Source organism: Streptomyces sp. NPDC005374, from assembly GCF_042872225.1.
Taxonomy (GTDB): Bacteria; Actinomycetota; Actinomycetes; order Streptomycetales; family Streptomycetaceae; genus Streptomyces.
In genome coordinates, this window is record NZ_JBIAKA010000016.1 from 13,258 (window position 1) to 38,995 (window position 25,738).

Annotated in this window: 26 protein-coding genes; 11 read left to right on the forward strand and 15 right to left on the reverse strand. The window is 71.4% G+C overall.

The features are described from left to right. Positions 1–73: 73 nt before the first annotated feature. Positions 74–1,519: an MFS transporter gene (locus tag ACFYRX_RS33900; protein WP_389108165.1), complete on the reverse strand. Its 1,446-nt coding sequence runs from the start codon at positions 1,517–1,519 to the stop codon at positions 74–76. A 111-nt stretch (positions 1,520–1,630) separates the two neighbouring features. On the opposite strand from ACFYRX_RS33900, the gene ACFYRX_RS33905 reads away from it, so the two are divergent. Continuing rightward, positions 1,631–2,026, forward strand: coding sequence for a winged helix-turn-helix transcriptional regulator (locus ACFYRX_RS33905; protein ID WP_389108168.1), 396 nt, complete (start codon positions 1,631–1,633; stop codon positions 2,024–2,026). 1 nt (position 2,027) lies between these two features. Here the strand turns inward: ACFYRX_RS33905 and ACFYRX_RS33910 are convergent, their stop codons facing one another. The 5 genes from ACFYRX_RS33910 to ACFYRX_RS33930 form a co-directional block, all read right to left on the reverse strand. Beyond that, positions 2,028–2,450 (reverse strand): acyl-CoA thioesterase, encoded by a 423-nt coding sequence (locus ACFYRX_RS33910; protein WP_389108171.1) that lies wholly within the window; start codon positions 2,448–2,450, stop codon positions 2,028–2,030. A gap of 219 nt (positions 2,451–2,669) precedes the next feature. Beyond that, positions 2,670–3,311, reverse strand: a complete 642-nt coding sequence (locus ACFYRX_RS33915) for a hypothetical protein (RefSeq protein ID WP_389108174.1) — start codon at positions 3,309–3,311, stop codon at positions 2,670–2,672. A gap of 127 nt (positions 3,312–3,438) precedes the next feature. Beyond that, on the reverse strand, positions 3,439–3,831 hold the full coding sequence (locus ACFYRX_RS33920; protein WP_389108176.1) for a hypothetical protein: 393 nt from the start codon (positions 3,829–3,831) through the stop codon (positions 3,439–3,441). A gap of 12 nt (positions 3,832–3,843) precedes the next feature. Then, positions 3,844–6,105 (reverse strand): hypothetical protein, encoded by a 2,262-nt coding sequence (locus ACFYRX_RS33925; protein ID WP_389108179.1) that lies wholly within the window; start codon positions 6,103–6,105, stop codon positions 3,844–3,846. Between the two features lie 163 nt (positions 6,106–6,268). Continuing rightward, complete coding sequence (locus tag ACFYRX_RS33930) at positions 6,269–7,477, reverse strand: pyridoxal phosphate-dependent aminotransferase (RefSeq protein ID WP_389108182.1); 1,209 nt, start codon at positions 7,475–7,477, stop codon at positions 6,269–6,271. A gap of 87 nt (positions 7,478–7,564) precedes the next feature. On the opposite strand from ACFYRX_RS33930, the gene ACFYRX_RS33935 reads away from it, so the two are divergent. Next, complete coding sequence (locus ACFYRX_RS33935; protein WP_389108184.1) at positions 7,565–8,191, forward strand: winged helix-turn-helix transcriptional regulator; 627 nt, start codon at positions 7,565–7,567, stop codon at positions 8,189–8,191. Positions 8,192–8,240: 49 nt separating this feature from the next. Here the strand turns inward: ACFYRX_RS33935 and ACFYRX_RS33940 are convergent, their stop codons facing one another. From ACFYRX_RS33940 to ACFYRX_RS33950, 3 genes are read right to left on the reverse strand one after another with little or no spacing between them, the layout of a single operon-like run. After that, positions 8,241–9,056 carry a hypothetical protein gene (locus ACFYRX_RS33940; RefSeq protein WP_389108187.1) on the reverse strand — a complete coding sequence of 272 codons (816 nt, stop codon included), beginning with the start codon at positions 9,054–9,056 and terminating at the stop codon, positions 8,241–8,243. After that, the gene (locus ACFYRX_RS33945; protein ID WP_389108190.1) at positions 9,056–10,321 is read right to left on the reverse strand and encodes a VWA domain-containing protein; all 1,266 of its coding nucleotides are present in this window, start codon (positions 10,319–10,321) and stop codon (positions 9,056–9,058) included. The genes ACFYRX_RS33940 and ACFYRX_RS33945 overlap by 1 nt, the downstream gene beginning before the upstream one ends. Before the next feature lie 45 nt (positions 10,322–10,366). Beyond that, entirely contained in the window at positions 10,367–11,854 is a 1,488-nt protein-coding gene (locus tag ACFYRX_RS33950; RefSeq protein WP_389108192.1) for an IucA/IucC family protein, read from the reverse strand. Positions 11,855–11,946: 92 nt separating this feature from the next. Between ACFYRX_RS33950 and ACFYRX_RS33955 the strand changes: the two genes are divergently transcribed. The 3 genes from ACFYRX_RS33955 (at position 11,947) to ACFYRX_RS33965 (ending at position 14,891) form a co-directional block, all read left to right on the forward strand. Continuing rightward, positions 11,947–13,476 carry an IucA/IucC family protein gene (locus ACFYRX_RS33955; protein WP_389108195.1) on the forward strand — a complete coding sequence of 510 codons (1,530 nt, stop codon included), beginning with the start codon at positions 11,947–11,949 and terminating at the stop codon, positions 13,474–13,476. 222 nt (positions 13,477–13,698) lie between these two features. Beyond that, positions 13,699–14,604: a HipA family kinase gene (locus ACFYRX_RS33960; RefSeq protein WP_389108711.1), complete on the forward strand. Its 906-nt coding sequence runs from the start codon at positions 13,699–13,701 to the stop codon at positions 14,602–14,604. Then, positions 14,601–14,891, forward strand: coding sequence for a SelT/SelW/SelH family protein (locus ACFYRX_RS33965; protein WP_389108199.1), 291 nt, complete (start codon positions 14,601–14,603; stop codon positions 14,889–14,891). The genes ACFYRX_RS33960 and ACFYRX_RS33965 overlap by 4 nt, the downstream gene beginning before the upstream one ends. On the opposite strand, the gene aceB is transcribed toward ACFYRX_RS33965, so the two are convergent. Together aceB and ACFYRX_RS33975 are read right to left on the reverse strand one after the other, a co-directional pair. Continuing rightward, entirely contained in the window at positions 14,881–16,506 is a 1,626-nt protein-coding gene (gene aceB, locus ACFYRX_RS33970; protein ID WP_389108202.1) for a malate synthase A, read from the reverse strand. The genes ACFYRX_RS33965 and aceB overlap by 11 nt on opposite strands. 184 nt (positions 16,507–16,690) lie before the next feature. Continuing rightward, complete coding sequence (locus tag ACFYRX_RS33975; RefSeq protein ID WP_389108205.1) at positions 16,691–17,290, reverse strand: NTP transferase domain-containing protein; 600 nt, start codon at positions 17,288–17,290, stop codon at positions 16,691–16,693. A 178-nt stretch (positions 17,291–17,468) separates the two neighbouring features. Between ACFYRX_RS33975 and ACFYRX_RS33980 the strand changes: the two genes are divergently transcribed. Continuing rightward, on the forward strand, positions 17,469–17,780 hold the full coding sequence (locus ACFYRX_RS33980; RefSeq protein WP_389108208.1) for a DUF5955 family protein: 312 nt from the start codon (positions 17,469–17,471) through the stop codon (positions 17,778–17,780). A 3-nt stretch (positions 17,781–17,783) separates the two neighbouring features. Here ACFYRX_RS33980 and ACFYRX_RS33985 read toward each other — a convergent pair whose 3' ends face one another. Beyond that, positions 17,784–18,479 (reverse strand): DUF6304 family protein, encoded by a 696-nt coding sequence (locus tag ACFYRX_RS33985; protein WP_389108211.1) that lies wholly within the window; start codon positions 18,477–18,479, stop codon positions 17,784–17,786. Beyond that, positions 18,476–19,270 (reverse strand): IclR family transcriptional regulator, encoded by a 795-nt coding sequence (locus tag ACFYRX_RS33990; RefSeq protein WP_389108214.1) that lies wholly within the window; start codon positions 19,268–19,270, stop codon positions 18,476–18,478. The genes ACFYRX_RS33985 and ACFYRX_RS33990 overlap by 4 nt, the downstream gene beginning before the upstream one ends. 249 nt (positions 19,271–19,519) lie before the next feature. Between ACFYRX_RS33990 and allB the strand changes: the two genes are divergently transcribed. Together allB and alc are read left to right on the forward strand one after the other, a co-directional pair. Next, positions 19,520–20,860 carry an allantoinase AllB gene (gene allB, locus ACFYRX_RS33995; RefSeq protein WP_389108217.1) on the forward strand — a complete coding sequence of 447 codons (1,341 nt, stop codon included), beginning with the start codon at positions 19,520–19,522 and terminating at the stop codon, positions 20,858–20,860. Positions 20,861–20,898: 38 nt separating this feature from the next. Beyond that, positions 20,899–22,023 carry an allantoicase gene (gene alc, locus ACFYRX_RS34000; RefSeq protein WP_389108220.1) on the forward strand — a complete coding sequence of 375 codons (1,125 nt, stop codon included), beginning with the start codon at positions 20,899–20,901 and terminating at the stop codon, positions 22,021–22,023. Between the two features lie 182 nt (positions 22,024–22,205). On the opposite strand, the gene ACFYRX_RS34005 is transcribed toward alc, so the two are convergent. Continuing rightward, positions 22,206–22,961, reverse strand: coding sequence for a 3-oxoacyl-ACP reductase family protein (locus ACFYRX_RS34005; protein ID WP_389108713.1), 756 nt, complete (start codon positions 22,959–22,961; stop codon positions 22,206–22,208). Between the two features lie 183 nt (positions 22,962–23,144). Here ACFYRX_RS34005 and ACFYRX_RS34010 point away from each other — a divergent pair, with 183 nt between their 5' ends. Together ACFYRX_RS34010 and ACFYRX_RS34015 are read left to right on the forward strand one after the other, a co-directional pair. Further along, positions 23,145–23,606, forward strand: coding sequence for a hypothetical protein (locus ACFYRX_RS34010; protein ID WP_389108223.1), 462 nt, complete (start codon positions 23,145–23,147; stop codon positions 23,604–23,606). Positions 23,607–23,727: 121 nt separating this feature from the next. Further along, entirely contained in the window at positions 23,728–24,114 is a 387-nt protein-coding gene (locus ACFYRX_RS34015; protein ID WP_389108226.1) for a ribonuclease domain-containing protein, read from the forward strand. Here the strand turns inward: ACFYRX_RS34015 and ACFYRX_RS34020 are convergent. Then, entirely contained in the window at positions 24,098–24,301 is a 204-nt protein-coding gene (locus ACFYRX_RS34020; protein ID WP_389108229.1) for a hypothetical protein, read from the reverse strand. The genes ACFYRX_RS34015 and ACFYRX_RS34020 overlap by 17 nt on opposite strands. A gap of 169 nt (positions 24,302–24,470) precedes the next feature. On the opposite strand from ACFYRX_RS34020, the gene ACFYRX_RS34025 reads away from it, so the two are divergent. Then, positions 24,471–25,730 (forward strand): sensor histidine kinase, encoded by a 1,260-nt coding sequence (locus ACFYRX_RS34025; RefSeq protein WP_389108232.1) that lies wholly within the window; start codon positions 24,471–24,473, stop codon positions 25,728–25,730. The last annotated feature ends 8 nt before the right edge of the window (positions 25,731–25,738 follow it).

Genomic DNA, 25,738 nt, shown 5'->3' on the forward strand with positions numbered 1-25,738 from the left:
GGATCATGATCGCGCACGCCCCGCCGACGGTCCACGGCGGCAGGGCGGCACAGTGAGGCACATCCGGAGGCGTCTATCCCCGCCCGCGTCCCCCTCGTGCGCCCGGCCGCAACACGGCCGCGGCCAACCCCAGCGCCCCGATCGCGATCCCCGTCCCCACCCGGAACGCCAGCTGGTACCCCTCGGCAGTCGCCGACACCGCCTCCGCCCCGCCGGCCAGCAATCCGTCCGTCCGGCTCGCCGCCAGTACCGTCAGCACCGCCAGCCCCAGCGAACCTCCCACCACCTGCGTGGTGTTGAACAAGCCGGACGCCAGACCCGCGTCCTCCTCCCGGGCCCCCGACATGGCGAGACCGGTCAGTGCGGGCATCGCCGCCGCGAATCCGACGGCCAGCAACAGCAGCGGCGGAAGGACGTCCAGGAGGTACGAGCCGTCGGCGGGGGCCCGGCTCAGAAGGGCCATTCCGGCCACGATGAGGGCCAGCCCCGCCAGCAGCACCCGGTACGGGCCGAACCGCCCGATGGTGCGCGCGGACAGCCCCAGCATCAGCACACCGATGACGATCGGCGCCGGCAGAAAGGCCGTGCCGGTGAGCAACTCGCCGAATCCCAGGACGCGTTGGATGTACAGAGCGCCGAGGAACTGGAAGCCGAACATCGTCGCGATCATCAGGATCTGGACGGCGTTCGCGCCGGACAGCAGCCGGGAGCCGAACAGCCGCAACCGCAGCAGCGGGCGGGCCGTACGCGCCTGGCGGAGGGTGAACGCCGTGAACAGGGCCAGGGAGAGCGCCGCGAGGAGGAGCGTGGTCGTCACCTCGCGGTCGCCGGAGCCGACGATGATGTACACCGTGAGCATCAGCGCGCCGGTCACCAGTGCCGCGCCGGGGTAGTCGGCACCCCGGCCGAGTCCCTCGCCGTCCTCCCGGTCGAGCACGCGGACGGCGGCCAGCAGCGCGACGATGCCGATCGGCAGATTGATCAGGAAGATCCAGTGCCAGTTCAGCGCCTGGGTCAACGCCCCGCCGAGGAACGTGCCCAGCGCCCCGCCCGCGGCACCGACCGCGCTGAACACCGCGATCGCACGGGCCCGTTCACGCGGTTCGGGGAACAGCGCGACCAGCATCCCGAGCACCACCGCCGAGGTCATCGCCCCGCCCACGCCCTGCAGGGCACGTGCCGCGATCAGCATGCCCCGGTCCGTGGCCACCCCGCACAGCACGGACGCCACCGTGAACACGGTGAGCCCCGCCGTGAACATCCGCTTGCGGCCGACCAGGTCGCCGAGCCGGCCCGCCAGCAACAGCAGCCCGCCGAACGGGATCAGATAGGCGTTGACCACCCAGGCCAGCCCCGGCCCCGAGAAGCCGAGGTCGCTCTGGACAGCCGGCATGGCGACCGTGACGATGTTGCCGTCCAGGACGGTCATGAGGGTTCCCGCGCACAGCACGACAAGGGCCGTCCAGCGGGAGTACGTTCGGTGCGACGCTCGCGCAGGGCGCTCGATGATGGCCGTCATGGCGATGTGGCCTCCGCCTTCTCCATAGGTTCCGACAAGTGCGTCAGGTGCACGACTTGTAACGGGGAACATCGTCAGTGACCATGGAGAGCGGCGTAAGGAGGCAGTCCGATGTCCCAGAGGAACACCGGTGTTACCGTCCAGGTCGTGAACGCGCACGCGTGCCCGGTGCGAGAGGTTCTTGACAGGGTCTCCGGCAAATGGAGCGTGCAGATCCTGGTCGCGGCCGCCCACGGCCCCATCCGCTTCACCGAGTTGGAGCGCAGCATCGAGGGCATCAGCCGCCGCATGCTGACCCTGACCCTGCGCAACCTGGAGCGGGACGGCCTCGTCACCCGCACCGTCCACGCGACGGTGCCGCCCAGGGTCGAGTACGAACTCACCCCGGTCGCCCGCGAGTTGCACGAGACCCTGCAGCGCCTGACCGACTGGGCCGAGCGCAACAGGGTCTACATCGCCGAGGCGCGGGCGGGCTACGACGCCGAGCGTGAACCGGAACCCGTCTGACCTACAGGCCGAACAGGCTCGGGTCGGCGGCCAGTTCCTTGAAGACCTCGTCGGGGTGCGCGACCAGTCGCCGCTCCCCGAGGTCCAGCAGGCCGCCGACCGCGGTGATCTCGGCGGCCACCGTGCCGTCCTTCTTGCGGATCGTCTGCTGTATTCGGAACGTTTTGCCTTCGCCCCACTCGAAGCCGCAGGTCACCTCGACCTCGTCGCCCGCGAGCAGCTCCCGCCGGTAGCGGATGGTGGTCTCCAGCGCCACCGGGCCCACCCCGCTGCCGATGAGGGCGGCCTGGGTGATCCCGGCGGCCTCGAGCAGTGACCAGCGGGCGTGCTCCGCGTAGTTGAGGTACACGCTCTGGTTGAGGTGGCCCTGCACGTCCGTCTCGTATCCGCGGACGATCACCGGCACGGAATACGGCTCGCTCACGTCAATCCCCTCTCGTACCACGGCAGTTGCGGGACCGATCCTGGCATGTGTGCCTTAGAGCCTGTGTCACATCCCCGGCCGGGCGCCCGCCGCCTGGCACGCACGCTCGCCGCGTTGCCGAAATGTCCTAGTAGCTCCGCTACGAGGACACTCCGGCGCCTTGCGATCGCACGCACCAGACGACGTGCGCTGATCCGACCGGGGATGTGACACAGGCTCTTACACCCGGCGCGGTGAGGCCAGTACGTACCGGGCTCTGGTCCGTGGCTGTGTGTACTCGCCGACCTGCCAGCCGGCGCCCTCCAGTGTGATCGCGCAGGCCCGCAGCGTCTCCGCGTCCGGGGCGTGCACGGCGACGGCCTCCGGCTGCGGGGTCGCACGGACCCGGTACCCGGGCGAGCCCCCCGCTTCCGGTGTGTGTCCGGCCGCCTCCAGCGCGAGCGCGGCCGCCTGCACCAGGTGGGCGCGCTCCCAGGCGCACGGCCGGTCGGTGGCCCCGTCCGCGTGGGTCATCCGGCGCAGCTCCAGCAGTCCCTGCCAGGCACTGTGCACCTCACGCAGCCGGGCCGGACCGGTGGCCGTGTCCACGCGGTCCTCCGTGCCGCCGACGTGCGCGGCGAACACACCGGCGGTGGCCGGGGCGGCGGGTTGCTCGAGCTGCTCGGGTGCCACCACCGCCGTCTCCCGTACGCGGTGCCCGGCCGGCGTCAGGAAGTGGTCGTGCGGCGGCCGCGGATGCCGGAAGGCCAGGCCGTGCCTGACCAGGGCGTCGAGCTGGGCCGCGGTGCCCTTCAGCCGCCCGGTGACGGGATCGGCGGCGTCGATGACACGCCGCTGCGCGGCGGTGGGCGGTCGGGTCATGACGGGACACCTCCCCGGTGAGCGGCCTGGTCGAAGGGCTGACCTGCTCCCGCGATCAGCCCACTCGAAGACTACGGCCCGGGTCTGACATCCCCCTCCGTGATCACCGGCGTGCACACCCCGACCCTCAGATCCCCGGCAGCCCCTGTACCGACTGGGCGAGCTGTCCCACCGCGACCACGAGCGGTGTCACGGGCTGGACGAACTCGTTGAGGCGGTCCAGGGCCCGCCGCAGGACCGTGGGTTGCGGTTCGGCCTCGTCGAGCTCCTCGCGCAGCCGGCGTACCTCCCTGGCGGTGGCGTCGGGGTCGGTGAGCGCCGCGCGGTGCTCCTCCAGCAACCGCTCGACGTACGCGAGGAGTTCGGCCGTGCGCTCGGCGTCCTGCGGTTGGAAGGAGACCGAGCCGGAGAACGCCTGGGCGCCCTGCCCCACGGCCTGGTTGCCCACGTAGTGGGTGCCGCCGCTGATCATGACGCCGTTGTTGACCGGAGGGTCCTGGCGCCTGTCGTCGTTGCCCATGATGCGGACCTCCTACTTGCCGGAACCGCCGGCGGCGCTCGGGGCGGCCGCACCGGACTGCTGCGGGACGTTCTGTGTGGCGGTCGCGCCCGTGCCGATCGCCTGGTTGCCGATGATGCTCGTGCCGCCCTGCTGGATGAGGCCCTGGTTGAGGATGGTCTGCTGCTGGGCGCGGAAGTCGGTGGTGTCGTAGCCGCGCTCGTCGAGGAACTCGCGGATCGCGGCGAGGGTGTGGCGCTCCACCAGGGACGTGATCCGCGCGGCGTCCACGACCTGGAAGTAGTTGTGGTAGTCCGGGCTCAGCGCCAGTTCCCGGACGCTGATCCGGGCGCCGAAGTCGTAGACCGGGTCCTGCTCCAGGGCTTTGAGTTCGTCCGTCATGCGTCTGTTGTGCCGGTCCTCGAAGCGGGCCTGGCGCAGCGCCCGGAGCGGGGCGGCGAAGAAGGCCCCGCCGGTGCGGGAGACGGCGTCCAGCAGCACTCCTCGTCGGGCGTCGGCGGTCAGGGGGCCGCGCAGCCGGTCCACGACGTGGTAGTCCGCCCGTACGGGGCCGAGCACGTGGTTGCTGCAGTACAGGTGGAGCGTTCCGCCCGCGGTGGAGAAGTGCAGGAACACGCTCGGCACCACGTCCCCGCCCCACAGCGGCACATGCACCGCCAGGAAGTGGCGGACCGCACCCGTCGGACGCTCCACGATCCGCTCGACCTCCTCGGCCGACAGCCGGGCGGCCGGGGCGAGGCTCGTGGTCCGGATGAACCGCTCGTCGTCACCGACACTCGTGCCGCTCGCGAAGATCCGGTCCTCGATGACGAGGGACCCGAGGGCCTCTGCACCAGCCGCCGCCCCGTCGGCCGGGCCGCGCGCGCCGGTCGCCCGAAGGCGCGCGCGGACGTGGTCGACGAGCTCGGTGACGGTGAACGGCTCCGGCACGACGGGCCGCGAAACCCCGCCGACGGAGTCCTCGGCCGGCAACAGCGGCACGGCGAGCGGCCACTGCGAGGCGGCCTTCGAGTAGCCGACGAAGGGCGCGTACCCGCTGTACACGGTGACGTTCCCGTCCTGCGCCTCCCTGATGGCCGTGAGCCGCCCGGCCATCCACTTGCGCCGCGGCACGGTCGGACGGGGCTGCCGGGCGAACGCCTCGCGGGTCATGGTGGTGCGCAGCAGCCGGTCGACGTCCAGGTCATGGCGTACGACCGTGACGTAGGCGAAGGCCACCGCCGCGATGTAGGCGAGCGCGGCCGGCACCCCCGCGAGGTAGGAGCCCAGCAGCCAGCTCACGAAGCCGGGAGTGGGCAGGGACGAGACGACCACGCCGAAGGAGAAGGCGAGGAGCACCGCGACGCCGGCCGCGATCCCGGTGCCCACCAGCGCCCTGCCCTCCGGCTGGTGGCGGCCGCGGGTGGCCAGACTCGGCCGTCCGGCCGGCTGCCGGGTGGCCGACAGGAGCACCGCGACGAAGACCAGCCACAGGGGAGCGAGCAGTGCCACGAGGCCGAAGGCCGCGGTCAGCCGCAGATCACGGTGGTGCCGCATCTCCTGGGCCGTCAGACAGTGGCGTGCCACCGTCACCAGATCGACGCCGGGCGAGGCGGCCACGGCACCGGCCTCGTCGGCGAGGAGGTCCTCCACCACCCGGTCGGCGAAGCCCTCGTCGACGTAGGCCCCGGCGCACAGGTACCGGGTGACGTCACCCGGCGCGCTTCCGACCGGCATGCGGACCGGCGCGGTCGTCATACCGGGCCCTCCCTCTCTCCAGCGGCGGAGCGGCGCCACCCCGGCGCCGACGGAGCCCGGGGCAGCTCTTCCCGGCAGACCGGAGGTCAGGAGCGCGAGCAGCGCGCCGACCGCCAGGCCGAAGAGGAGGGCGCTGCGCAGCAGGTCCTTCACGAGCGTGTCGGCCGGTGTCAGCACCACGTCGTCGACGAAGGCCTCGTGCATGCCCCACCACGACAGGTTGGCCAGTGCCGAGGCCAGCACTCCCACCACGAGGCAGCGAAGCAGGCGCGACGTGCCGCGGGCCGACAGCCGCCGCGCGAGGAGGACGAGGGCCGCGAGCAGTACCAGGACGGCGAGATCGTTCACGACCAGCGCCGAGGTGCTGCCGTACCGCTCGGAGGAGAACGCCCAGTTCGGCAGGAACGCCGCCTCCAGGAGCCAGCGCAGGGGCTCTTCGTCGGTCCGCAGCTGCCGGTAGAACTCCTCGTCGTAGAGATCCCACACAGGTTTCTGCACCCACGGGCTGCCCGCGAGGACCACGAGCAGGACCAGCACGGTGAGACGGCCGCGTAACGCAGAGGGCGTGCGCGACGCACGCCGACCGGGCAAGAACATCTGGGGTTCCCCCATCCCCCGATCCCCCCGACCCCTGGGATCAGTGGCCGTACCCTATGGCATCCCCGCTCTCCGTGACCGTGAATCCCGGTAACCCCACCGGCTACTGCCGGTACCCGCTGAGGAACCGTCCGATCCGTCCGATCGCCGCCTCCAGATCCTCCGCGTGGGGCAGCGTGAGGATGCGGAAGTGGTCCGGCGCCGGCCAGTTGAAGCCGGTGCCCTGGACGACCTGGATCTTCTCCCGGAGCAGCAGGTCCAGGACGAACTTCTCGTCGTCGTGGATCTTGTGGACCTTGGGGTCCAGACGCGGGAACGCGTACAGCGAGCCCTTGGGCTTCACGCACGAGACGCCGGGGATCTCGTTGAGCTTCTCCCAGGCCACGGTGCGCTGTTCGTACAGCCGGCCGCCCGGGGCGGTCAGGTCGTTGATGGACTGCCGGCCGCCGAGTGCGGCCTGGATGGCGTACTGGGCGGGCGCGTTGGCGCACAGCCGCATGGAGGCCAGCATGGTCAGGCCCTCCAGGTAGTTCTTCGCGTGCTGCTTCGGGCCGGTGACCACCAGCCAACCGGAGCGGAAGCCGGCCACCCGATACGTCTTCGACAGGCCGCAGAAGGTCAGCACGACCAGGTCGGGGGCGAGCGCCGCGACCGAGTGGTGCACGGCGTCGTCGTACAGGATCTGGTCGTAGATCTCGTCGGCGAAGACCATCAGGCCGTGCCGGCGGGCGAGGGCGAGGATGCCCTCGATGATCTCCTTGGGGTAGACCGCGCCGGTGGGGTTGTTGGGGTTGATGATGACCACGGCCTTGGTGCGGTCCGTGATCTTGGCCGCCATGTCGTCCAGGTCCGGGTACCAGTCGGCCTGTTCGTCGCAGAGGTAGTGAACGGCCTTGCCCCCGGCGAGAGTTGTCACCGCCGTCCACAGCGGGAAGTCCGGGGCGGGGATGAGGATCTCGTCGCCGTCCTCGACCAGCGCCTGTACGGCCATCGAGATCAGTTCGGAGATGCCGTTGCCGAGGAAGACGTCGTCGACGTCGACCTCCAGGCCCAGGGTCTGGTAGCGCTGGGCGACCGCGCGGCGGGCGGAGAGGATGCCCCGGGAGTCCGTGTAGCCGTGCGCCTGGGGGAGCATCCGGATCATGTCCTGGAGGATCTCCTCCGGCGCCTCGAAGCCGAACAGTGCGGGGTTGCCGGTGTTGAGGCGCAGCACGCTGTGGCCCGCCTCCTCCAGCGCGTCGGCGTGCTCGATCACCGGGCCGCGGATCTCGTAACAGACCTCGCTGAGCTTGCTCGACTGCCGGAACTCCATGCGCTGCCGCCTCTCCGGTTTCCTGTGTTGCTTGGTTTTACCAAGTAGCAGCTTGGAAAGTCCAACCACTTGTCTAGACTGCGTCGCATGTCACCACGTCGAAGCTACGACCAGTACTGTTCCGCGGCCCGTGCCCTCGACGTCGTGGGCGACCGCTGGACCCTGCTGATCGTCCGGGAACTGCTGTCCGGCCCGCGCCGCTACACGGACCTGCACGCCGACCTGCCCGGCGTGAGCACGGACGTACTCGCCTCACGGCTGAAGGACATGGAGCGCGACGACCTCACCACGCGGCGCAGACTCCCCCCGCCCGGCGCGGCCTACGTGTACGAACTCACCCCGCGCGGACGCGAGTTGCTGCCGGTGCTCCAGGCCCTCGGCACCTGGGGCGGACCCGAACTCGGCGAACGGCGGCCCACCGACGCCGTACGCGCGCACTGGTTCGCCCTGCCCCTGCTGCGCTCGCTCGAGGGCGAAGGGCTCGTCGAAGTCCGCCTGGAGGAGGGCGACTTCCATCTGCACGTCGGAGCGCAGGAGGGCCCGGCGTACGGCGACGGACCCGCCCCCGGAGAGCCGGACGCCCGGCTGGTCATGGACGCCGAGACCTGCGGGGCCGTCGGCCGGGGGGAGTTGAGCCTGACCGACGCGGTGCGGGGCGGGCGGGTCGAGGTGACCGGCGACGGCACGATCGCCAAGGCGCTGCGCGAGGCGTGAACGTGAAGAAGGCCCGCCGGAGCGGGCCTTCTCGATGTCGGACGCCGGGTCAGGCTCCCGGCGGCACCCGGGACGGCCGTCCCGATCCACGCGTCAGCGCATATCCGCCGACCCCCGCCAGTGCGGCCAGCGCACCGCCCACCGCCGTCCACAGCCAACGGTCGGACCACCAGCCGGAGGACCAGCCGTCCTCGGGCTCGATGGCGGACAGCACGGCGGACTTGGTGTCCTGCGAACCGTCGTCCTCCGCCTCGGACTTCACCGCGATCCCCGGCACCAGCGGCTCGGCCAGCGAACCGTCCACCGCGGCCGAACCACCGATGTCCTTGGAGTCGACCCGTACTTCGGTGCCGACCGGAAGGCCCAGGTCGGCGGTCGAGAGGCCGACGACCGTCAGCCGGACGTAGTACGTGCCCGGCAGCGGGTCGTTGGCCCAGGCCTCCGACCAGGCGCGGACCGTGCGCAGCGTGCAGGCCAGCTCCACCGAGGACGCGTCCGGGGCGGCGGTCCGGGTCTGGGCGCCGTACTGGCAGGACTGGCGGCGCCGCAGTCCGTCGTAGACGTCGACCTGCCAGGTCTCGGTGGCGTGGGTCTCGGGCAGCTTCACCGTCGCCTTGACGGTGGGGCGCTGGCCCGAGTCCGCGGGAAACGACCAGTACAGGTAGTCGCCCGCGGAGCCGCTCGCCGTGGCCGTCTGGCCCTGCTCGATCTCCGTCGCGTCACGGAAGGACGTGCCCGCCAGGGTGGGAGCGGCACTGTCCGTCGAGGCCGAATCCGTGGGCGAGGGCGTCGAGTCGGCCACCGCGGGGGAGACCGCGAGCCCGAGCAGCAGCGCCGCGGCGCCCACCGTACGTGTGATCCGCATCAGTTGGTCCTCCAGACCGCGAGCCGCCAGCGTGACAGCCAGCCCCACAGCAGACCGGCGACGAACCCGGCGAGGATCAGCGCGCCGAGCAGCCACCAGCCGCGCCCGAGGCCGAAGGAGGCCACGTCGCTCGCCTTCGACGGCCCGTCCACCACGTCGACGGTCAGCTCCAGAGGCAGCCCCGGGGTGGTCTTCACCCCGGCGGCCGCCGAGAAGGAGTTGGTGACCTGGAGACACACCGTCTCGGCCGCCGCGTCGTCCTCGTCGCTCTCCGCCTTCGGATACCTGAGCCCCGTGGAGATCATGTCGGAGCGGCCGTTGCCCGCCGCCTCACCGCGCACGATCTCCCGGCCGTGCACGGTCACCGCCCGCAGCAGCACCCCGTACGAGGGATTCACGGTCCGGTCGGCCCCCACGCTCACCGAAGCCCGCAGCTCCTGACCGGGGTTCACGTCCACCCGGTACCAGCGCTGCCGGCCGAACTCCTCGCGGTCGGTGTAAAGACCGGACTTCAGCGCGGGCGCGTCGGTGCAGGCGTCGGTGCCCTCGGTGGCCACCGGCGTCACCACCGGATCGGCCGCCCGGTCCACCAACTGGTTGACCTTGTCGGTGAGTTCGTCGGCGTGCTCCACCGAGGTGTAGGTGCCGCCGGTCGCCTCGGCGATGCAGCTGAGCTGCCGGCTCATCTTGCTGTTCGGGACCAGACCGAGGGTGTCGATGGTCATGTCGACGCCCTTCGCGGCGATCTCACGGGCCACCTCGCACGGGTCGAGCGGGGCGCAGGTGTCCTCGCCGTCCGTGATCAGCACGATCCGCTTGGAGCCGTCGCCCTTCGTGAAGTCACCGGCCGCCTTCAGCAGCGCGGGGCCGATCGGGGTCCAGCCGGTGGGGGAGAGGGTGGCCACCGCCGACTTGGCCTCGGTGCGGTTCAGCGTGCTGACCGGGTAGAGCTGGGCGGTGTCCTTGCAGCCCGTCTTCTGGTCGTCGCCCGGGTAGTTGGCGCCGAGGGTCCGGATGCCGAGCTGGACCTCCTCGGGCGTCGCGTCCAGCACCTCGTTGAAGGCCTGCTTCGCCGCCGCCATCCGGGTGCCGCCGTCGATGTCCGTCGTCCGCATCGAGCCGCTCACGTCGAGGACGAGATCGACCTGCGGCGCGGCCTGGCCCGTGGGTTCACCGGCGACCGCCGCGACCGGGAAGGCGATCCCGGCCGTCAGGGCGGTGAGCAGGACGCACACTCCTGCCGCCAGCCGTTTACTTGTGATCATCGCCGGATCCTATTGATCAGGTGTGCCGGGCTCCAAAACGGCCGCTCAGAGCAGGGGGTTGGGCAGTGCGGTCCACTGGTCGCCCGGCGTCCCCGGCGACAGCCGCATCAGCGTCAACGCCTTCGCGGGCAGCGGCTGCTCGAGCAGCGCGGCCAGATCCGGGGTGCGCGGCAGATCCCGTACGGCGATCTCCAGTGCCCCGCGCAACGCCGTCGCCGAACCCGCCGTGGCCGCGAGGGCTCCGGCGACCAGGGAGCCGAACAGCTTGCGCCGCAGGGTGGTTTCGTCGTCCGTGACGACCCGTCCGGACAGAGGCGGGACCGGGATGCCGTGCCGGGCGAGCCGCGCGGGGCTGATCCGGATGTCGGCGAGGTCCCGGTAGACCAGCCCGAGTGGCGCGTTCGACTCGGACAGGACGACGAGGAGGTTCTGGCCGTGCGCCTCCAGGGCGACCCCGAGCTCCAGCAGCCGCAGCCCCGCAGTGAGCGCCAGCCGGGCGAACTCGGCGAGCCACACGGGGGAGTTCGGCAGATCGGTGGTGGCGAGGGCCGCCACCGGGAGGACCCGGTCGCCGTACACCTGGGGGGATTCCCGCACCACGGCGGCCAGATCGGGGGAGCCCGCGGTCACGGCACCCAGGGTGCGGGTGAAGTGCAGCAGGCCGTCCATGCGCGGCGACAGTGTCTCCGCGAACTCGGAGAGCGTCGCGGACATGCTGATCGAGTAGCCGGAGATGTCCCGCACCGAGGATGTCAGACGGGCGCTCAGCGCGGTCTTGACGTGCTGCGGCCCGTCGGCGAGGGCGAGGGTGCGCAGGGACATCAGCGGGTGCGCGCCCGGACCCTCGGTGACCGGCCGCTTCAGCACATGCTCCGCCTGCCATGGATGCACGGGCAGCAACAGCCGCCCCCCGTCCCGCATCTGCGACGGCCACGCACCCGTGACCAGGCACTCGTCCACCGGCACCGGCACGGACCCCAGCCGCACCAGCGGCCGGTGCTCGGGACCGTAGGCCAACTGCTCCGCCACCGAGAAACCGGGCCTGGAACGGCAGTTGGGGTGGTACGGGTGCCCGTCCACGATCCGCTGCTCCCACTCCCAGTCGGACGTCGGCCACTTCCCCGGACGGGCCGGCTGCCCCGACCTCGACAGCGCCAACGAGGCCACGCTGTCCGCGAGTTCGACCGCGAGGTCCGCGCCGTGCGGTACGCCGAGGTCGGTCATCAGACGCGCCGGATCGTCGTAGGCGACCTGGTCGAGGCGGACGACGGTGACGTAGGGGGCCGTGGCATACGGGTCCGGGTGCGGTCCGTGCAGCCGGCGCCCGTCCGAGAGACGCAGAGCGAGTCCCTCCCCGCCCGCCCGCCGTGCCGTGATCCAGGGCAGCGGCTCGTGCGTGAGCCCACGCCACAGCCGGGTCAGCACGGCCGCCCGTGCGCCGGGCAGCTCTGCCGCGTACCGCGCCGTGAGGCCGGGGTGTACGACGGCCAGCTCTGCGGCGAACCGGGCCTCGGCGGCGGAGGGACGGTGCACGGTCGGACTCCTCGGGTACGAGTGGTGGCACGGTGGGGTGGTGACGGCAGACATACTGATCGTCGCCGCCCCGGATGAACCGTAGAGAACGAGTGGATCGCGTGGATCTCCCGCCCCCGCAGGCCGACGTCCCCGTCGCACACCGTGCCGACGCCTACGCCGCGGCACCCCTGCTCAACTGCCTGCTGCGCGAGGTGGCCGAGCCGCTCCCGGAACCCGGCGAACGCCCGGTGTACCGGCTTCCCGGCGGACGGCTGCTGCGGGTACTGGGACAGCGGCGGCCCGCCGAGCCAGAGGTGTACACGGCGGGCGGCTGGCGGCGCGTCGGCCACGCCGAACTCGTGAAGCTCGTCGCCGAGGAACTGACCCGGCACACCGGCGTGTCCAACCACGAACTGCCCGCCGAGATGACCGACAGCCGGGACGCGGTGGCTGCCCTGCTCACGGCCCGGGACCGGGTCGCGGCACCCGAGGACCCGTATCTGCGCTCCGAGCAGTGCCTCGTCACCGGCCACCCGTACCACCCCGCTCCCAAGGCCCGCGGCGGTGGCCCGGTCGCCGCCTGGCTGCCGTACGCCCCCGAGGCCCACGCCCGCTTCCCGCTGGTCCTGCTCGGTCTGCGCGAGGACACCGTCGTCGAGGAGGGTGACACCTCGGCCCTCGACGCGCTCGGGGAGGCCCCGCCCGGCTATCGTCTGCTGCCCGCGCATCCCTGGCAGCTCGACCTGGTGGACCGCGTCGAGGCCTGTGCGGAGGCCTTCGCGGAGGCTTTCGCGGACGGACGTCTGATCCGCCTCGGCACGACCGGGTTCGAGACCTGGCCGACGGCCGCGATCCGCACGGTGTACGCCCCCGAACACGACCTCTTCCTGAAGTTCAGTCTGGACGTCCGCATCACGAACGACATCCGCCGGCTCTGGCGCCACGACCTGCTCAAACTCCGCCGTACGGATGAAGCCGTCGTGAAGGCCTTCGCCGCGAGCCCCGGCCCACGCCCCGCCGCCTGGCTCAGCGACCGCGGCTACCGCACCGCCGACTTCGCCTTCGAGGAACTCGCCGTCCTGGTCCGCGACGGCCTGCACGACCGGGTGCGCCCCGGGACGACCCCGCTGCTCGCCGCGGCCCTCGTGGAGGGGTTCGAGGGCAACCCGCTCGACGGCACCGCCGATCCGGCGGACTGGTGGCAGGCGTACCTGGGTGCGGTGGTCCCGCCCGCCCTCGCGGCCTTCGGCGACCACGGTGTCGTACTCGAAGCACACCTGCAGAACACGCTGGTGGCCGTGGACGCCGACGGCATGCCCGTGCAGGCGCTGTTCCGGGACGCCGAGGGCGTGAAGCTGCCGGCGGACGTCCCGCGCGCGGCCGGGTGGGAGCGGCTGGTGTACTGCCTGGTCGTGAACCACCTGTGCGAGGTCGCCGCGGTCCTCGCCGAACGGCACCCCGGCTTCGACCCCTGGCCCGCCGCCCGCCGCGAACTCGCCCGCCACGACCTCCCCGAAGCGGCCGCCCTGCTCACCTCGCCCACCCTCCCCGGCAAGACGAACCTGCTGCTGAGGTGGACGGGCGCGGACGGGGCGGACGCCCGCTACCTGCCCCTGCCGAACCCGTTGGTCGGCGCGTGAGGTACCGGTCGGCGTCACATCGGTTCGGTCGCCGGCCAGGTGCCCGTGGTGAGATCGGTGACGGCAGGCATCGCGGCCGACGGTGAGCAGCAGGTCGCCGTCCGGCGGGGGAGCGGGGGCGGGGGCACGGGTGGGGTGCGAGGTGAGGCCCGGTCATTATGCTCACTGCATGCCAGTCGCACTCCCCGGATTCCCCGCAGGGCCGACGACGGGCGGTTCCCGGTGCTGAGAGAGGTCACCGCGATCCGCTACGTCGAGCCCCTGCGCTCCGGCGGTTCCGTGCCCGGAGTCGTCGAGGCCGACGACCTGGGCACCTACGTCGTGAAGTTCACCGGCTCCGCGCAGGGCCGCAAGGCGCTGGTCGCCGAGGTGATCGTCGGCGAGCTGGCGCGGGCGCTGGGGCTGCGCTTTCCCGAGCTGGTCCTCGTGCACTTCGATCCGGCGATCGCCGACAGCGAGCCGCACCAGGAGGTGCGTGAACTGCACAGTGCCAGCGCCGGTCTCAACCTGGGCATGGACTACCTGCCGGGCGCCCGCGACCTCACCCCGGAGATCGCCGGGACGTTCCCGGTCGACCCGCTGGAGGCCGGCCGTATCGTCTGGCTCGACGCCCTGACCGTGAACGTCGACCGTACGGTCCACAGCTCGAACCTGATGATCTGGCCGACGCTTGGCATCGCGCCCCCGCGCCTGTGGCTGATCGACCACGGCGCCGCCCTCGTCTTCCACCACCGTTGGGACGGGTCCGATCCGACGAAGGCGTACGACTTCCGCCACCACGCGCTCGGCCACTACGGCCCCGACGTGCGCGCCGCCGACGCGGAGCTGGCGGCCGCGGTCACTGAGGACCTGCTGCGCCGGGTCGTCGCCGAGGTCCCCGACGCCTGGCTCACCGACTTCGCGACCCCGGACCAGGCACGCGAGGCCTACGTGACGTACCTCCACGCGCGCGTGCGGGCCTCCGAGGCCTGGCTCCCCACCGACTTCCCCACCCGGGATGAACTCGCCGCCGAAGAGGCCCTTCGCGCGGCGAGGACGGAGAAAGGCCGGCCCACGTGGCTGAAGCGGGTCCCCGACCTGCACGGCAAACCGGCCGCGGAACAGGATTGGTCGGTGCACCTCGGATGAGTGGCCGTGTCGAGATCGAGTACTGCACCCAGTGCCGCTGGCTGCCCCGCGCGGCCTGGCTGGCCCAGGAACTGCTCACGACGTTCGAGACCGAACTGACGGAACTGGCCCTGAAGCCGGGCACGGGCGGTGTCTTCGTCGTCCGCGTCGACGACGAGGTCGTCTGGGACCGGCGCGAGCAGGGCTTCCCGGAGCCGACGGCGGTGAAGCAGGCCGTACGCGACCGAGTGGCCCCGGGAAAGTCCCTGGGCCACTCGGACAGGACCTCCGACGACGTCAGCCCTTGAGCTGCTCGTACGCCGGCAGCGTCAGGAAGTCCGCGTAGTCGGCGTCGAGGGAGACCTGGAGCAGCAGGTCGTGGGCCTGCTGCCAGTGACCGGCCGCGAAGGCCTCCTCGCCGATCTCCTGGCGGATGTTCGAGAGCTCCTCGGCGGCCACCTTGCGGGCCAGCTCCGGGGTCGCGCGTTCGCCGTTCTCGAACTCGACGCCCGCGTTGATCCACTGCCAGATCTGCGAGCGGGAGATCTCGGCGGTGGCCGCGTCCTCCATGAGGTTGAAGATGGCGACCGCACCGAGCCCGCGCAGCCACGCCTCGATGTAACGGATGCCGACCTGGACGGCGTTGACGAGCCCGTTGTACGTCGGCCTGGCGTCCAGCGAGTCGACCGCGATGAGGTCGGCTGCCTCGACGTGGACGTCCTCGCGCAGCCGGTCCTTCTGGTTGGGCTTGTCCCCGAGGACCTTGTCGAAGGACTCCATGGCGATCGGGACCAGGTCCGGGTGGGCGACCCAGGAGCCGTCGAAGCCGTCGCCCGCCTCACGGTCCTTGTCGGCACGGACCTTCTCGAAGGCCACCTTGTTGACCTCGGCGTCCCGGCGGGACGGGATGAACGCCGCCATGCCGCCGATCGCGTGCGCGCCGCGCTTGTGGCAGGTGCGGACGAGGAGTTCGGTGTACGCGCGCATGAACGGGGCCGTCATCGTGACCAGGTTGCGGTCCGGCAGGACGAACCTGGAGCCGCCGTCACGGAAGTTCTTCACGATGGAGAACAGGTAGTCCCAGCGGCCCGCGTTCAACCCCGAGGCGTGGTCGCGGAGTTCGTAGAGGATCTCCTCCATCTCGTACGCGGCCGTGATCGTCTCGATGAGGACGGTCGCGCGGACGGTGCCCTGCGGGATGCCGCAGTACTCCTGCGCGAAGACGAACACGTCGTTCCACAGGCGGGCTTCGAGGTGCGACTCGGTCTTCGGGAGGTAGAAGTACGGGCCCTTGCCGAGGTCGATCAGGCGCTGGGCGTTGTGGAAGAAGTACAGCCCGAAGTCGACGAGCGCGCCGGGCACCTGGGCGCCGTTCGCGTCCACGAGGTGCCGCTCGGCGAGGTGCCAGCCGCGCGGGCGCATGACGACGGTGGCAAGATCCTCGTCGGCCTTGAGGGCGTACGACTTGCCGGACCTCTCGTCGGTGAAGTCGATGTTCCGGGTGTACGCGTCGGCCAGGTTGACCTGACCGAGGACGACGTTCTCCCAGGTAGGCGCCGAGGCGTCCTCGAAGTCCGCGAGCCACACCCTGGCACCGGAGTTGAGGGCGTTGATGGTCATCTTGCGGTCGGTGGGGCCGGTGATCTCGACCCGGCGGTCGTTCAGGGCCGCGGGGGAGGGGGCCACCTTCCAGGAGTCGTCCGCGCGGATCGCGGCGGTCTCCGGGAGGAAGTCGAGCGTGGAGGTGCGGGCGATCTCGGCGCGGCGCTCGGCGCGGCGGGCGAGGAGCTCGTCACGCCGGGGCGTGAACCGGCGGTGCAGCTCGGCCACGAAGGCGAGGGCCGCCTCGGTGAGGATCTCCTCCTGACGTGGCAGGGGCTCGGCGTCGACGATGGCCAGCGGGGACGGCGCTGGTGCGGACATGAGCTGTCACTTCCTTCAGCGGTGGCACCGGGTGCCAGTCGAACCGGGTACGCGGTCGGCGCCCTTCACACGGGGAGGACGCTTCTGAACAGTGGATACTAGTTTCCTCATTGTGGAAGTTCAATGGTTTGTTGATGTCGAGATTCTCCGGGTCGAGCCAATGTGGCGCTCGGTGCCAACGCGCTCACTCAAGGTGCGCCAGATCGGCTGCCGTGTCGATGTCGTAGGGCTCGGCCACGTCCGCGCACTCGACGAGCGTGAGCGTGCCCTCGTGCTCCTTCAGATAGGCGCGTGCCCCCCGGTCCCCGGTCGCAGTCGCGATGATCCCGGCCCAGTGCGCGGAGCCGAACAGGACGGGATGGCCGCGTACGCCGTCGTAGGCGGCCGAGGCGAGCGAGGAGTCGCTCTCGTGGACGGCGAGCACCCGGCGCACGGCCTCCGCTCCGATACCGGGCTGGTCGACGAGGGACACGAGCGCCGCCCGCGCCCCCGTACCGGCCAGCGAGTCGAGCCCGGCCCGCAGGGACGACCCCATGCCGTCGGCCCACGCCGGGTTCTCCACGAGCACACAGTCGCCGAGTTCCGCCCGCTCCCGTACGACCGCTGCGGCGGCCCCCAGGACCACGTGCACCCGGGCACAGCCGGCCGCGCGCAGGACGCCGACCGCGTGTTCGACGAGTGGGCGGCCCCGGTGTTCGAGCAGTGCCTTCGGCCGCCCGCCGAGCCGCCGCCCGCCGCCCGCCGCGAGAAGCAGCCCGGCGACCTGCTGTTTGTTCTCCGTCATGCGTCCTGCATACCTGACGCGCCGGAGTACGCCGTGTTTCAACGGGCTTAATTTCGGTCCCCGCAGTGGCGCCCGGCGCACTCGGTGGCGTTTACTGACCCGCGTCCCTCGGCGTCCGACCAACACCGCAGGGGCTTCACAATGCTGGGGCGCACTACGGCGTGCGAGGGGGAAAGCTGTGTTGCGGAGCTTGGGGCAGAGGCCAGTGACCGGCAGCGACAACGATCCGAGAGTGGCGGAACTGCGGACCGCGGTGTCCCGGCTGCGCCGCGAACTCGCCGCGCACCCGGCCGAGTTCCCCGACCGGGGCATCGCCGAGGACGAACTCGCCGCGCTGGCCGCCATGACGCTCTACGGCGAGCCCGAAGCTCCGCGGCTACGGCGGTCGTTGCTGCTCATCGCCGCGGCGATCGGCTCGGTCAGCGCGCTGTCGCGAGGGCTGTCGGCGGTACGTGACGCGGTGGAACTGTTCGGGGAACCGCGGCGCTAGGCGCTACAGCTGGGAGGCCGGAAAGGATCCGCGGTATCCGGCCTTCGGGGTGCGGTGCTCGAACTCCTTGCACAGCCAGGTCTCCTGGACGAACTCGGTGAGGTCCTGCCAGAGCGTGAAGATGCTGGTCGGGCCGTGCTTGCCGTCCACCTGCCGGTAGCGGTCCTTGGTGTCGCGGAAGCAGGCCAGCCCCGCCATGAACCCATTGCCGGCGGGGTTGTAGTCGGACCACGCGCACGAGACGCAGGCCCTCATCCGAGCCGCCCGTGGCAGCTTTCTCTGGATGTCGTGCAGCGCGGTCTCGAGGTCCCCCTGACCGTCGGCGTTGCGGAACTCGTACCCGTCGAGGAGCAGGGTGGTGGTCAGAGTCTCCTCGTCCAGGCCGCGCCCCGGGCCCGCCGGGCCCCCGAGCCGCAGCGCACAGCGCAGCACCCCCGGCCGAACGCCGCATCCCCGGACCTCGATCGGTATCGGCACCTCCCATTCCAGGAGGCAGGAGCACAGCGCGCCGTCGAAGAACGAGAACGCCTGCTCGGGTGGCTCGCCGGTCATCGCGCCGAGGTCGTCCATCGATTCGCTCTCGAAGCGGACACCCCTGATCGTCGTACGGATGAGCTCCCGGCCGTCCGACTCGAAGGCGATCTCCTCGGTGCCGTGCCGGTCGGTGTACCGCCCCGGCCAGTGCTGAAGGGCCGTCATGCCGGGTTCTGGCTCGCCAGCGCCGCGGACAGCTCCTCGGCCACCTGCTGCAGTACCGGGACGATCTTCTCGGTGGCCGCCTCGGTGACCCGTCCCGCCGGGCCGGAGATCGAAATGGCTGCGGCGGTGGGGGAGTTGGGCACCGAGACCGCGAGGCAGCGGACGCCGATCTCCTGCTCGTTGTCGTCGACGGCGTACCCCTGGCCGCGCACCGCCTCCAGGGCCGCGAGGAATTCGTCCGGCGTGGTGATCGTCTTGTCCGTCGCGGCCGGCATGCCGGTCCGGGCGAGGAGCGCGCGCACCTCGTCGTCGGGGGTGTGGGCGAGCAGCGCCTTGCCGACGCCCGTGGAGTGCGGCAGGACGCGTCGGCCGACCTCGGTGAACATCCGCATCGAGTGCTTGGACGGCACCTGGGCGACGTAGACGATCTCGTCGCCGTCGAGCAGTGCCATGTTGGCCGTTTCGCCGGTCTCCTCGACCAGGCGGGCGAGATAGGGGCGGGCCCAAGTGCCGAGCAGCCGGGAGGCCGACTCCCCGAGGCGGATCAGGCGCGGGCCGAGAGCGTACCGACGGTTGGTCTGCTGGCGGACGTATCCGCAGGTCACGAGCGTCCGCATCAGGCGGTGGATGGTGGGCAGCGGCAGTCCGCTGCTCGCGGACAGTTCGCTCAGCCCGACCTCTCCGCCCGCGTCCGCCATTCGCTCCAGCAGGTCGAAGGCGCGCTCGAGGGACTGGACCCCGCCACCGGCGGACCTGGCGGAGTCGTTGGTGCTGGCGCTGGACGTCGGCACGGCGCGTTCCTTTCGGGGCTGGCGGAAGGGCAGAAGCCTACCCGGCAGGCGGTTGACTCCCCGCTGGTGCGTAGCTACGTTCTGCTTGCTGGAATCCTAATTCCGCTTTGTGGAAACGTCCAGGGATCCGGCATCGGGTGCACTGTGAGGAAGTGTGCCCTTGACGGCACCCGAACGGGAGTGAAGACTCCTTCAACAGAAAGTTGAATTCCGTTACGCGGAAGTTAACGACGGCAGAGAGGGGTCCGGGTGTCCGACACCGAACTGGTGCTGCGCTCGACGCGCGTCATCACGCCCGAAGGGACGCGGGCCGCATCGGTCGCGGTCGCCGGCGGCAGGATCACGGCCGTACTGCCGTACGACGCCCTCGTTCCTGACACGGCCCGCCTGGAGGACCTCGGCGACGACGTCCTGCTGCCGGGCCTGGTCGACACTCATGTGCACGTCAACGACCCGGGCCGCACCGAGTGGGAGGGCTTCTGGACCGCCACGCGCGCGGCGGCCGCCGGCGGCATCACCACCCTCGTCGACATGCCGCTCAACTCCCTCCCGCCCACGACGACGGTCGACCACCTCCGCACCAAGCGGGCGGTCGCCGCGGACAAGGCGCACATCGACGTCGGCTTCTGGGGCGGCGCCCTGCCTGACAACGTCAAGGACCTGCGTCCGCTGCACGAGTCGGGTGTCTTCGGCTTCAAGGCGTTCCTGTCGCCGTCCGGTGTGGAGGAGTTCCCGCATCTCGACCAGGACGGGCTCGCCCGGTCCCTGGCCGAGATCGCCTCCTTCGACGGCCTGCTCATCGTGCACGCCGAGGACCCGCACCACCTGGCGGCCGCCCCGCAGCAGGGCGGACCGAGGTACGCCGACTTCCTGGCCTCCCGCCCGCGTGACGCCGAGGACACGGCCATCGCTCAACTTCTCGCCCAGGCGAAGCGGTTGGACGCGCGCGTGCACGTACTGCACCTGTCGTCCTCCGACGCCCTGCCGCTGATCGCGGAGGCCAGGGCCGACGGTGTCCGCGTCACCGTCGAGACCTGCCCGCACTACCTCACCCTCACCGCCGAGGAAGTCCCCGACGGCGCGAGCGAGTTCAAGTGCTGCCCGCCCATCCGCGAGTCCGCCAATCAGGACCTACTGTGGCAGGCGCTCGCCGACGGGACCATCGACTGCGTGGTCACCGACCACTCGCCGTCCACGGCCGACCTCAAGACGGACGACTTCGCGACGGCGTGGGGCGGCATCTCGGGCCTGCAGCTGAGCCTGTCCGCGGTCTGGACGGAGGCCCGCAGGCGCGGTCACTCGCTGGAGGACGTCGTCCGCTGGATGTCGGGGCGTACGGCCGAACTGGTGGGTCTGGACACGCGCAAGGGTGCCATCGAGGCCGGTCGTGACGCCGACTTCGCGGTCCTCGCGCCGGACGAGACCTTCACGGTGGACCCGGCGGCCCTCCAGCACCGCAACCGTGTCACGGCGTATGCGGGCAGGACCCTGTACGGCGTGGTCAAGTCGACCTGGCTGCGCGGCGAACGCATCGTCACGGACGGCGAGTTCACATCCCCGAAGGGCCAACTGCTCACCCGCAGGCCCTGATCCACCCGCACCGGCCCACTCCCGAAAGGCATGCATACGTGACGGCGATCCCGAGCTTCACCGGCGACGCGAACCCCTACGGAGGCGGTGACCCGTACGCGGACTACCGCACCGCCGATTTCCCCTTCACCCAGTACGCGGACCTCGCCGCGCGGACGCTCGGCGCCGGAGTCATCGCCGCCAACGACGAGTTCTTCGCCCAGCGCGAGAACCTGCTGGTGCCCGGGCGGGCCGAGTTCGACCCCGAGCACTTCGGGCACAAGGGCAAGATCATGGACGGCTGGGAGACGCGGCGCCGCCGGGGTGCCTCGGCCGGGCACCCCTGGCCGACGGCCGAGGACCACGACTGGGCGCTGGTGCGGCTCGGTGCGCCCGGCGTGATCCGGGGGATCGTGGTCGACACGGCGCACTTCCGCGGCAACTACCCGCAGGCGGTGTCGGTCGAGGGCACGTCCGTTCCCGGTTCACCGTCCCCGGAGGAGCTGCTGGGCGACGACGTGAAGTGGACGACGCTGGTCCCGCGTACACAGGTCGGCGGCCACGCGGCGAACGGTTTCGCCGTATCGCTCGAGCAGCGCTTCACGCACCTGCGGGTCAACCAGCATCCGGACGGCGGCATCGCCCGCCTGCGCGTGCACGGCGAGGTCGTCCCGGACCCCGAGTGGCTTGCGGTCCTCGGCACCTTCGACGTGGTCGCCCTGGAGAACGGCGGCAGGGCCGAGGACGCGTCGAACCTCTTCTACTCGCCGGCGTCCAACACCATCCAGCCGGGACGCTCCCGCAAGATGGACGACGGCTGGGAGACGCGGCGCCGCCGGGACCAGGGCAACGACTGGATCCGCTACCGTCTCGCGGCCCAGTCGCGCATCCGGGCGATCGAGATCGACACGGCGTATCTGAAGGGGAACAGCGCGGGCTGGGCATCGGTGTCGGTCCGCGACGGCGGCAGCGGCGAGGGCGGTGACTGGCAGGAAATCCTCCCGCGCACCCGCCTCCAGCCCGACACCAACCACCGCTTCGTCCTGCCGGACCCGGCGGTGGCGACGCACGCACGCGTGGACATCTTCCCGGACGGCGGGATCTCGCGCCTGCGGTTGTTCGGGTCGCTGACGGAGGGCGGTTCGGCGGCGCTGTCGGCGAGGCACCAGGAACTGGGCGGCTGAGCCAGGGATCCCCTGACGGGCTGACGGGCTGACGGGCTCACGGGCTGACGGGCTCACGGGCTCACGGGCTCACGGGTTCACGGGCTCACCGCGCGTGAACCCGTCAGCCCCGGCGTCGAGTTCCGGAATCCGGCGGGACAGCGCCTGTCGCTGCCGCCCGCCGAGTTCAGGCCGCGCCTGACCTACGCCGCGTGTCCGCCGTCCACGGCGAACTCCGCGCCGGTGACATAGTCCGCCCCGGCCAGATACGTCACCATCGACGCCACCTCGTCCGCCGTCCCGAACCGCCCCAGCGCGGTCATCGCGGTCTGCCCCGCCGCGAACGGCCCCGCTGCCGGGTTCATGTCGGTGTCGGTGGGACCGGGGTGGACGATGTTCGCCGTGATCCCCCGTGGACCGAGCTCGCGCGCGAGGGCCTTCGTCAGGCCGATCAGGGCCGACTTGCTCGTCGCGTACAGGGTCCCGCCGGGCCCCGGCACGCGCTGGGTCATACAGGTGCCGATCGTGACGATCCGGCCGCCCGGACGCATGTGCGCTGCCGCTTCCTGCGAGGTCAGGAACACCCCGCGCACGTTGACGGCCAGCACCCGGTCGACGTCCGCGAGGGACAGTCCGTCCAACGGGCCGAGCACGCCCACGCCCGCGTTGTTCACCAGCACGTCCAGCCCGCCGAGCGCCTCCGCCGTACGCCGCACCGCCCCCGCCGCCTCCTGCGCGTCCGCGGAGTCGGCACGCAGGGCGACGGCCCGGCGCCCCAGTGCTTCGACACGGCGTACGACATCCGCGGCCCCCTCCTTGCCGCTCACATACGTCAGGGCCACATCCGCCCCCTCCCGCGCCAGTCGCAGCGCGGTGGCCGCGCCGATACCCCGGCTGCCGCCGGTGACGAGCGCGACCTTGCCGTCCAGAGTTCCGTGAGTCGTTGTCATGACGTCCATCCCACCGGCCCGGACACCGGACCGCTGGCGGTCCTCGGACACCGGCCTCAGGCGAGGCCGGAGAAGTCAGTGATTTCCCCGATGAACCCGGAGCCGCGGTTCGGGATCATGGCGAATCGGCCGGTCGCACGAGGCCGTCGCGGAGGGGGAGCGCACATGAAAAAGCAATGGAGAGGGAATCCCATGAACCTGTCGATCCGCTCGCGTCCCGCCGTGCGAGGCGTTCTCGTCGCCGTCGGCGCGACCCTGCTGCTCGCCCCCCTGGCCGGCTGCTCCGAGGACGAGAAGACGCTGGCGAGCTGGTCCAAGGACGGCGGTCAGGAGCACATGCTCACCATCGCCAAGGACGTGCGCACCCTGGTCCAGGACAGCGGCGGTTCGACCGGCGCGGACGCGGGCATCGCCTCGCGCTGCAGTCAGGTGCTCGACGACGTGAAGGCGGCGAGAGCGTACGGCGAGCTGCCGGACAAGCTCACTCAGCTCGAGTGGAAGGACGCCCTCGACCAGGTCCAGACGACCGCCTCGCACTGCCTGCGCAACGTCAAGGCCGGCCAGGGAGGAGTCGACCTCACCGACTGCATCGACGCCCAGACCGCGATGGACTCATTCCTCGACCAGCTGGACCTCGCCCGCAGCCGGTCCTGATCCCGAGCTTCGTGAAGACGCGGTGGGTCAGGTTAACTCCCTGAAAACTCATCGGACTTGACGGGAAATTCTCCGGAGTTGTCATTGACATGCCACGGTCTACGCGCGTCATCATGAGGGCATGAGATTCCCCCCACGGATCACTCGTATCGGCGCCGCGGCCGCCGTCCTGTCCGCTCTCCTCGTCGGCGGCACCGTCACCGCCACCCCGGCGGCCGCCGCGGTCGGCAGCGTCTGCTACACCAAGCTGCCCTCCCAGGCCCACGACACCCTGGACCTGATCGAGGAGGGCGGCCCCTACCCCTACTCGCAGGACGGCGTCGTCTTCCAGAACCGGGAAGGCGTCCTGCCGAGCCAGTCGAGCAGTTACTACCACGAGTACACGGTCATCACGCCCGGTTCCTCCACGCGTGGAGCGCGCCGGATCGTCACCGGTCAACGGACCCAGGAGGACTACTACACGGCGGACCACTACGTGACGTTCAACCTGGTCAACTACGGCTGCTGAGAGCGTCCGCGGCGGCGAACAGCGCGAACGCCAGCACGATCAGGGCGACGCTCGCGTAGACCTCGTAGCCGTCGAGGAAACCGATCCGCTGGACGAGCCCGATGTGCCAGTCGGTGAACTCGTGCAGCAGCCCTGCCCCGCCCTGCACCAGGGCGAGGAAACCGAGTAGTTCGAGCAGTTGCTTCATGGAGAGACCCTCGCCCCGCGGACCCCCCACAGAACATCGGCCGCGGGGCGAGCCCCCTTCCGCGAAAGCATCGACTTACGGAGGCGTCCGCGCCGAAAGTCTGAGGTGCCGCGACTTTGGTCGCTGATCCCGGTCTCGGGCGGGTGCGACGGGCCCTCACTGCGTAGATTTGTCGACCGTGAGCGGTGACGAAGCGGTTCCCGAACCCCCGGCCTTTCCCGGCCGACGCTGGCTGCTGCCGTCCGCGGTGATCCACGAGTTCTACCCCGCGGCCGCCCGGCCCGGACGGCGGCCCCGACGCACCGCGCGCGACTGGATGGTCGACTTCTCCTGCTTCCTGCTCGCCGTCGGCATCGGCATGATCGGCGCGGACGCGGTGAACGACAACCCGCATGTGACGCACTCCGCCGCCACCTTCGACCAACTGCTGGGCGCGGCCGCCTGCGCCGCCGTGTGGCTGCGCCGCCGTTGGCCGCTCGGCCTCGCCGTGGCCACGGTCCCGATCGGGGTGCTCTCGGACACCGCCGGCGGCGCCTGCATGATCGCCCTGTTCACGCTCGCCGTACACCGCCCCTTCCGCCATGTGGCCTGGCTCGCCGGCCTCAACATCGCCCTGGTGCCGCTCTCCTTGCGGCTGCGTCCCGACGCCGAGCTGCCCTACGTCGTCACGGTCGTCCTCGCCGCGGTACTCATCACCGCGACCGTCGGCTGGGGCCTGCTGGTGCGGGCCAAACGGCAGCTCATGTTCAGCCTGCGCGACCGCGCCCGGCGTGCCGAGACGGAGGCGGCGCTGCGGGCCGAGCAGGCGCAGCGGCTGGCCCGCGAGGCCATCGCGCGGGAGATGCACGACGTGCTCGCGCACCGGCTGACACTGCTCAGCGTGCACGCGGGCGCCCTGGAGTTCCGTCCGGACGCGCCCGAGGAGGAGGTCGCGCGGGCGGCCGGCGTCATCCGGGAGAGCGCGCACGAGGCGCTGCAGGACCTGCGGGAGATCATCGGCGTACTGCGGGCGGGCGACCAGGACGACACGGGCCGCCCCCAGCCGACCCTCGCCGCCCTGGACACACTGGTCGCCGAGTCCCGTGAGGCGGGCATGAAGGTCACCCTCGACAGCCGCGTCACCGACCCCGCTGCCGTGCCCGCCTCCGTCGGCCGCACCGCCTACCGCATCGCCCAGGAGGGCCTCACCAACGCCCGCAAGCACGCCCCCGGCACGGAGGTCACGGTCACCGTCAGCGGCGGCCCGGGCGAGGGCCTCGTCATGACCGTGCGCAACCCCGCGCCCGAGGGCGAGGTGCCGGACGTACCCGGCTCGGGGCAGGGCCTGATCGGGCTCACCGAGCGCGCGACGCTCGCAGGGGGCAAGCTGGAGCACGGGACGCGGGCGGACGGGGCGTTCCGGGTACGGGCGTGGTTGCCGTGGGGCTGACGGTCGGG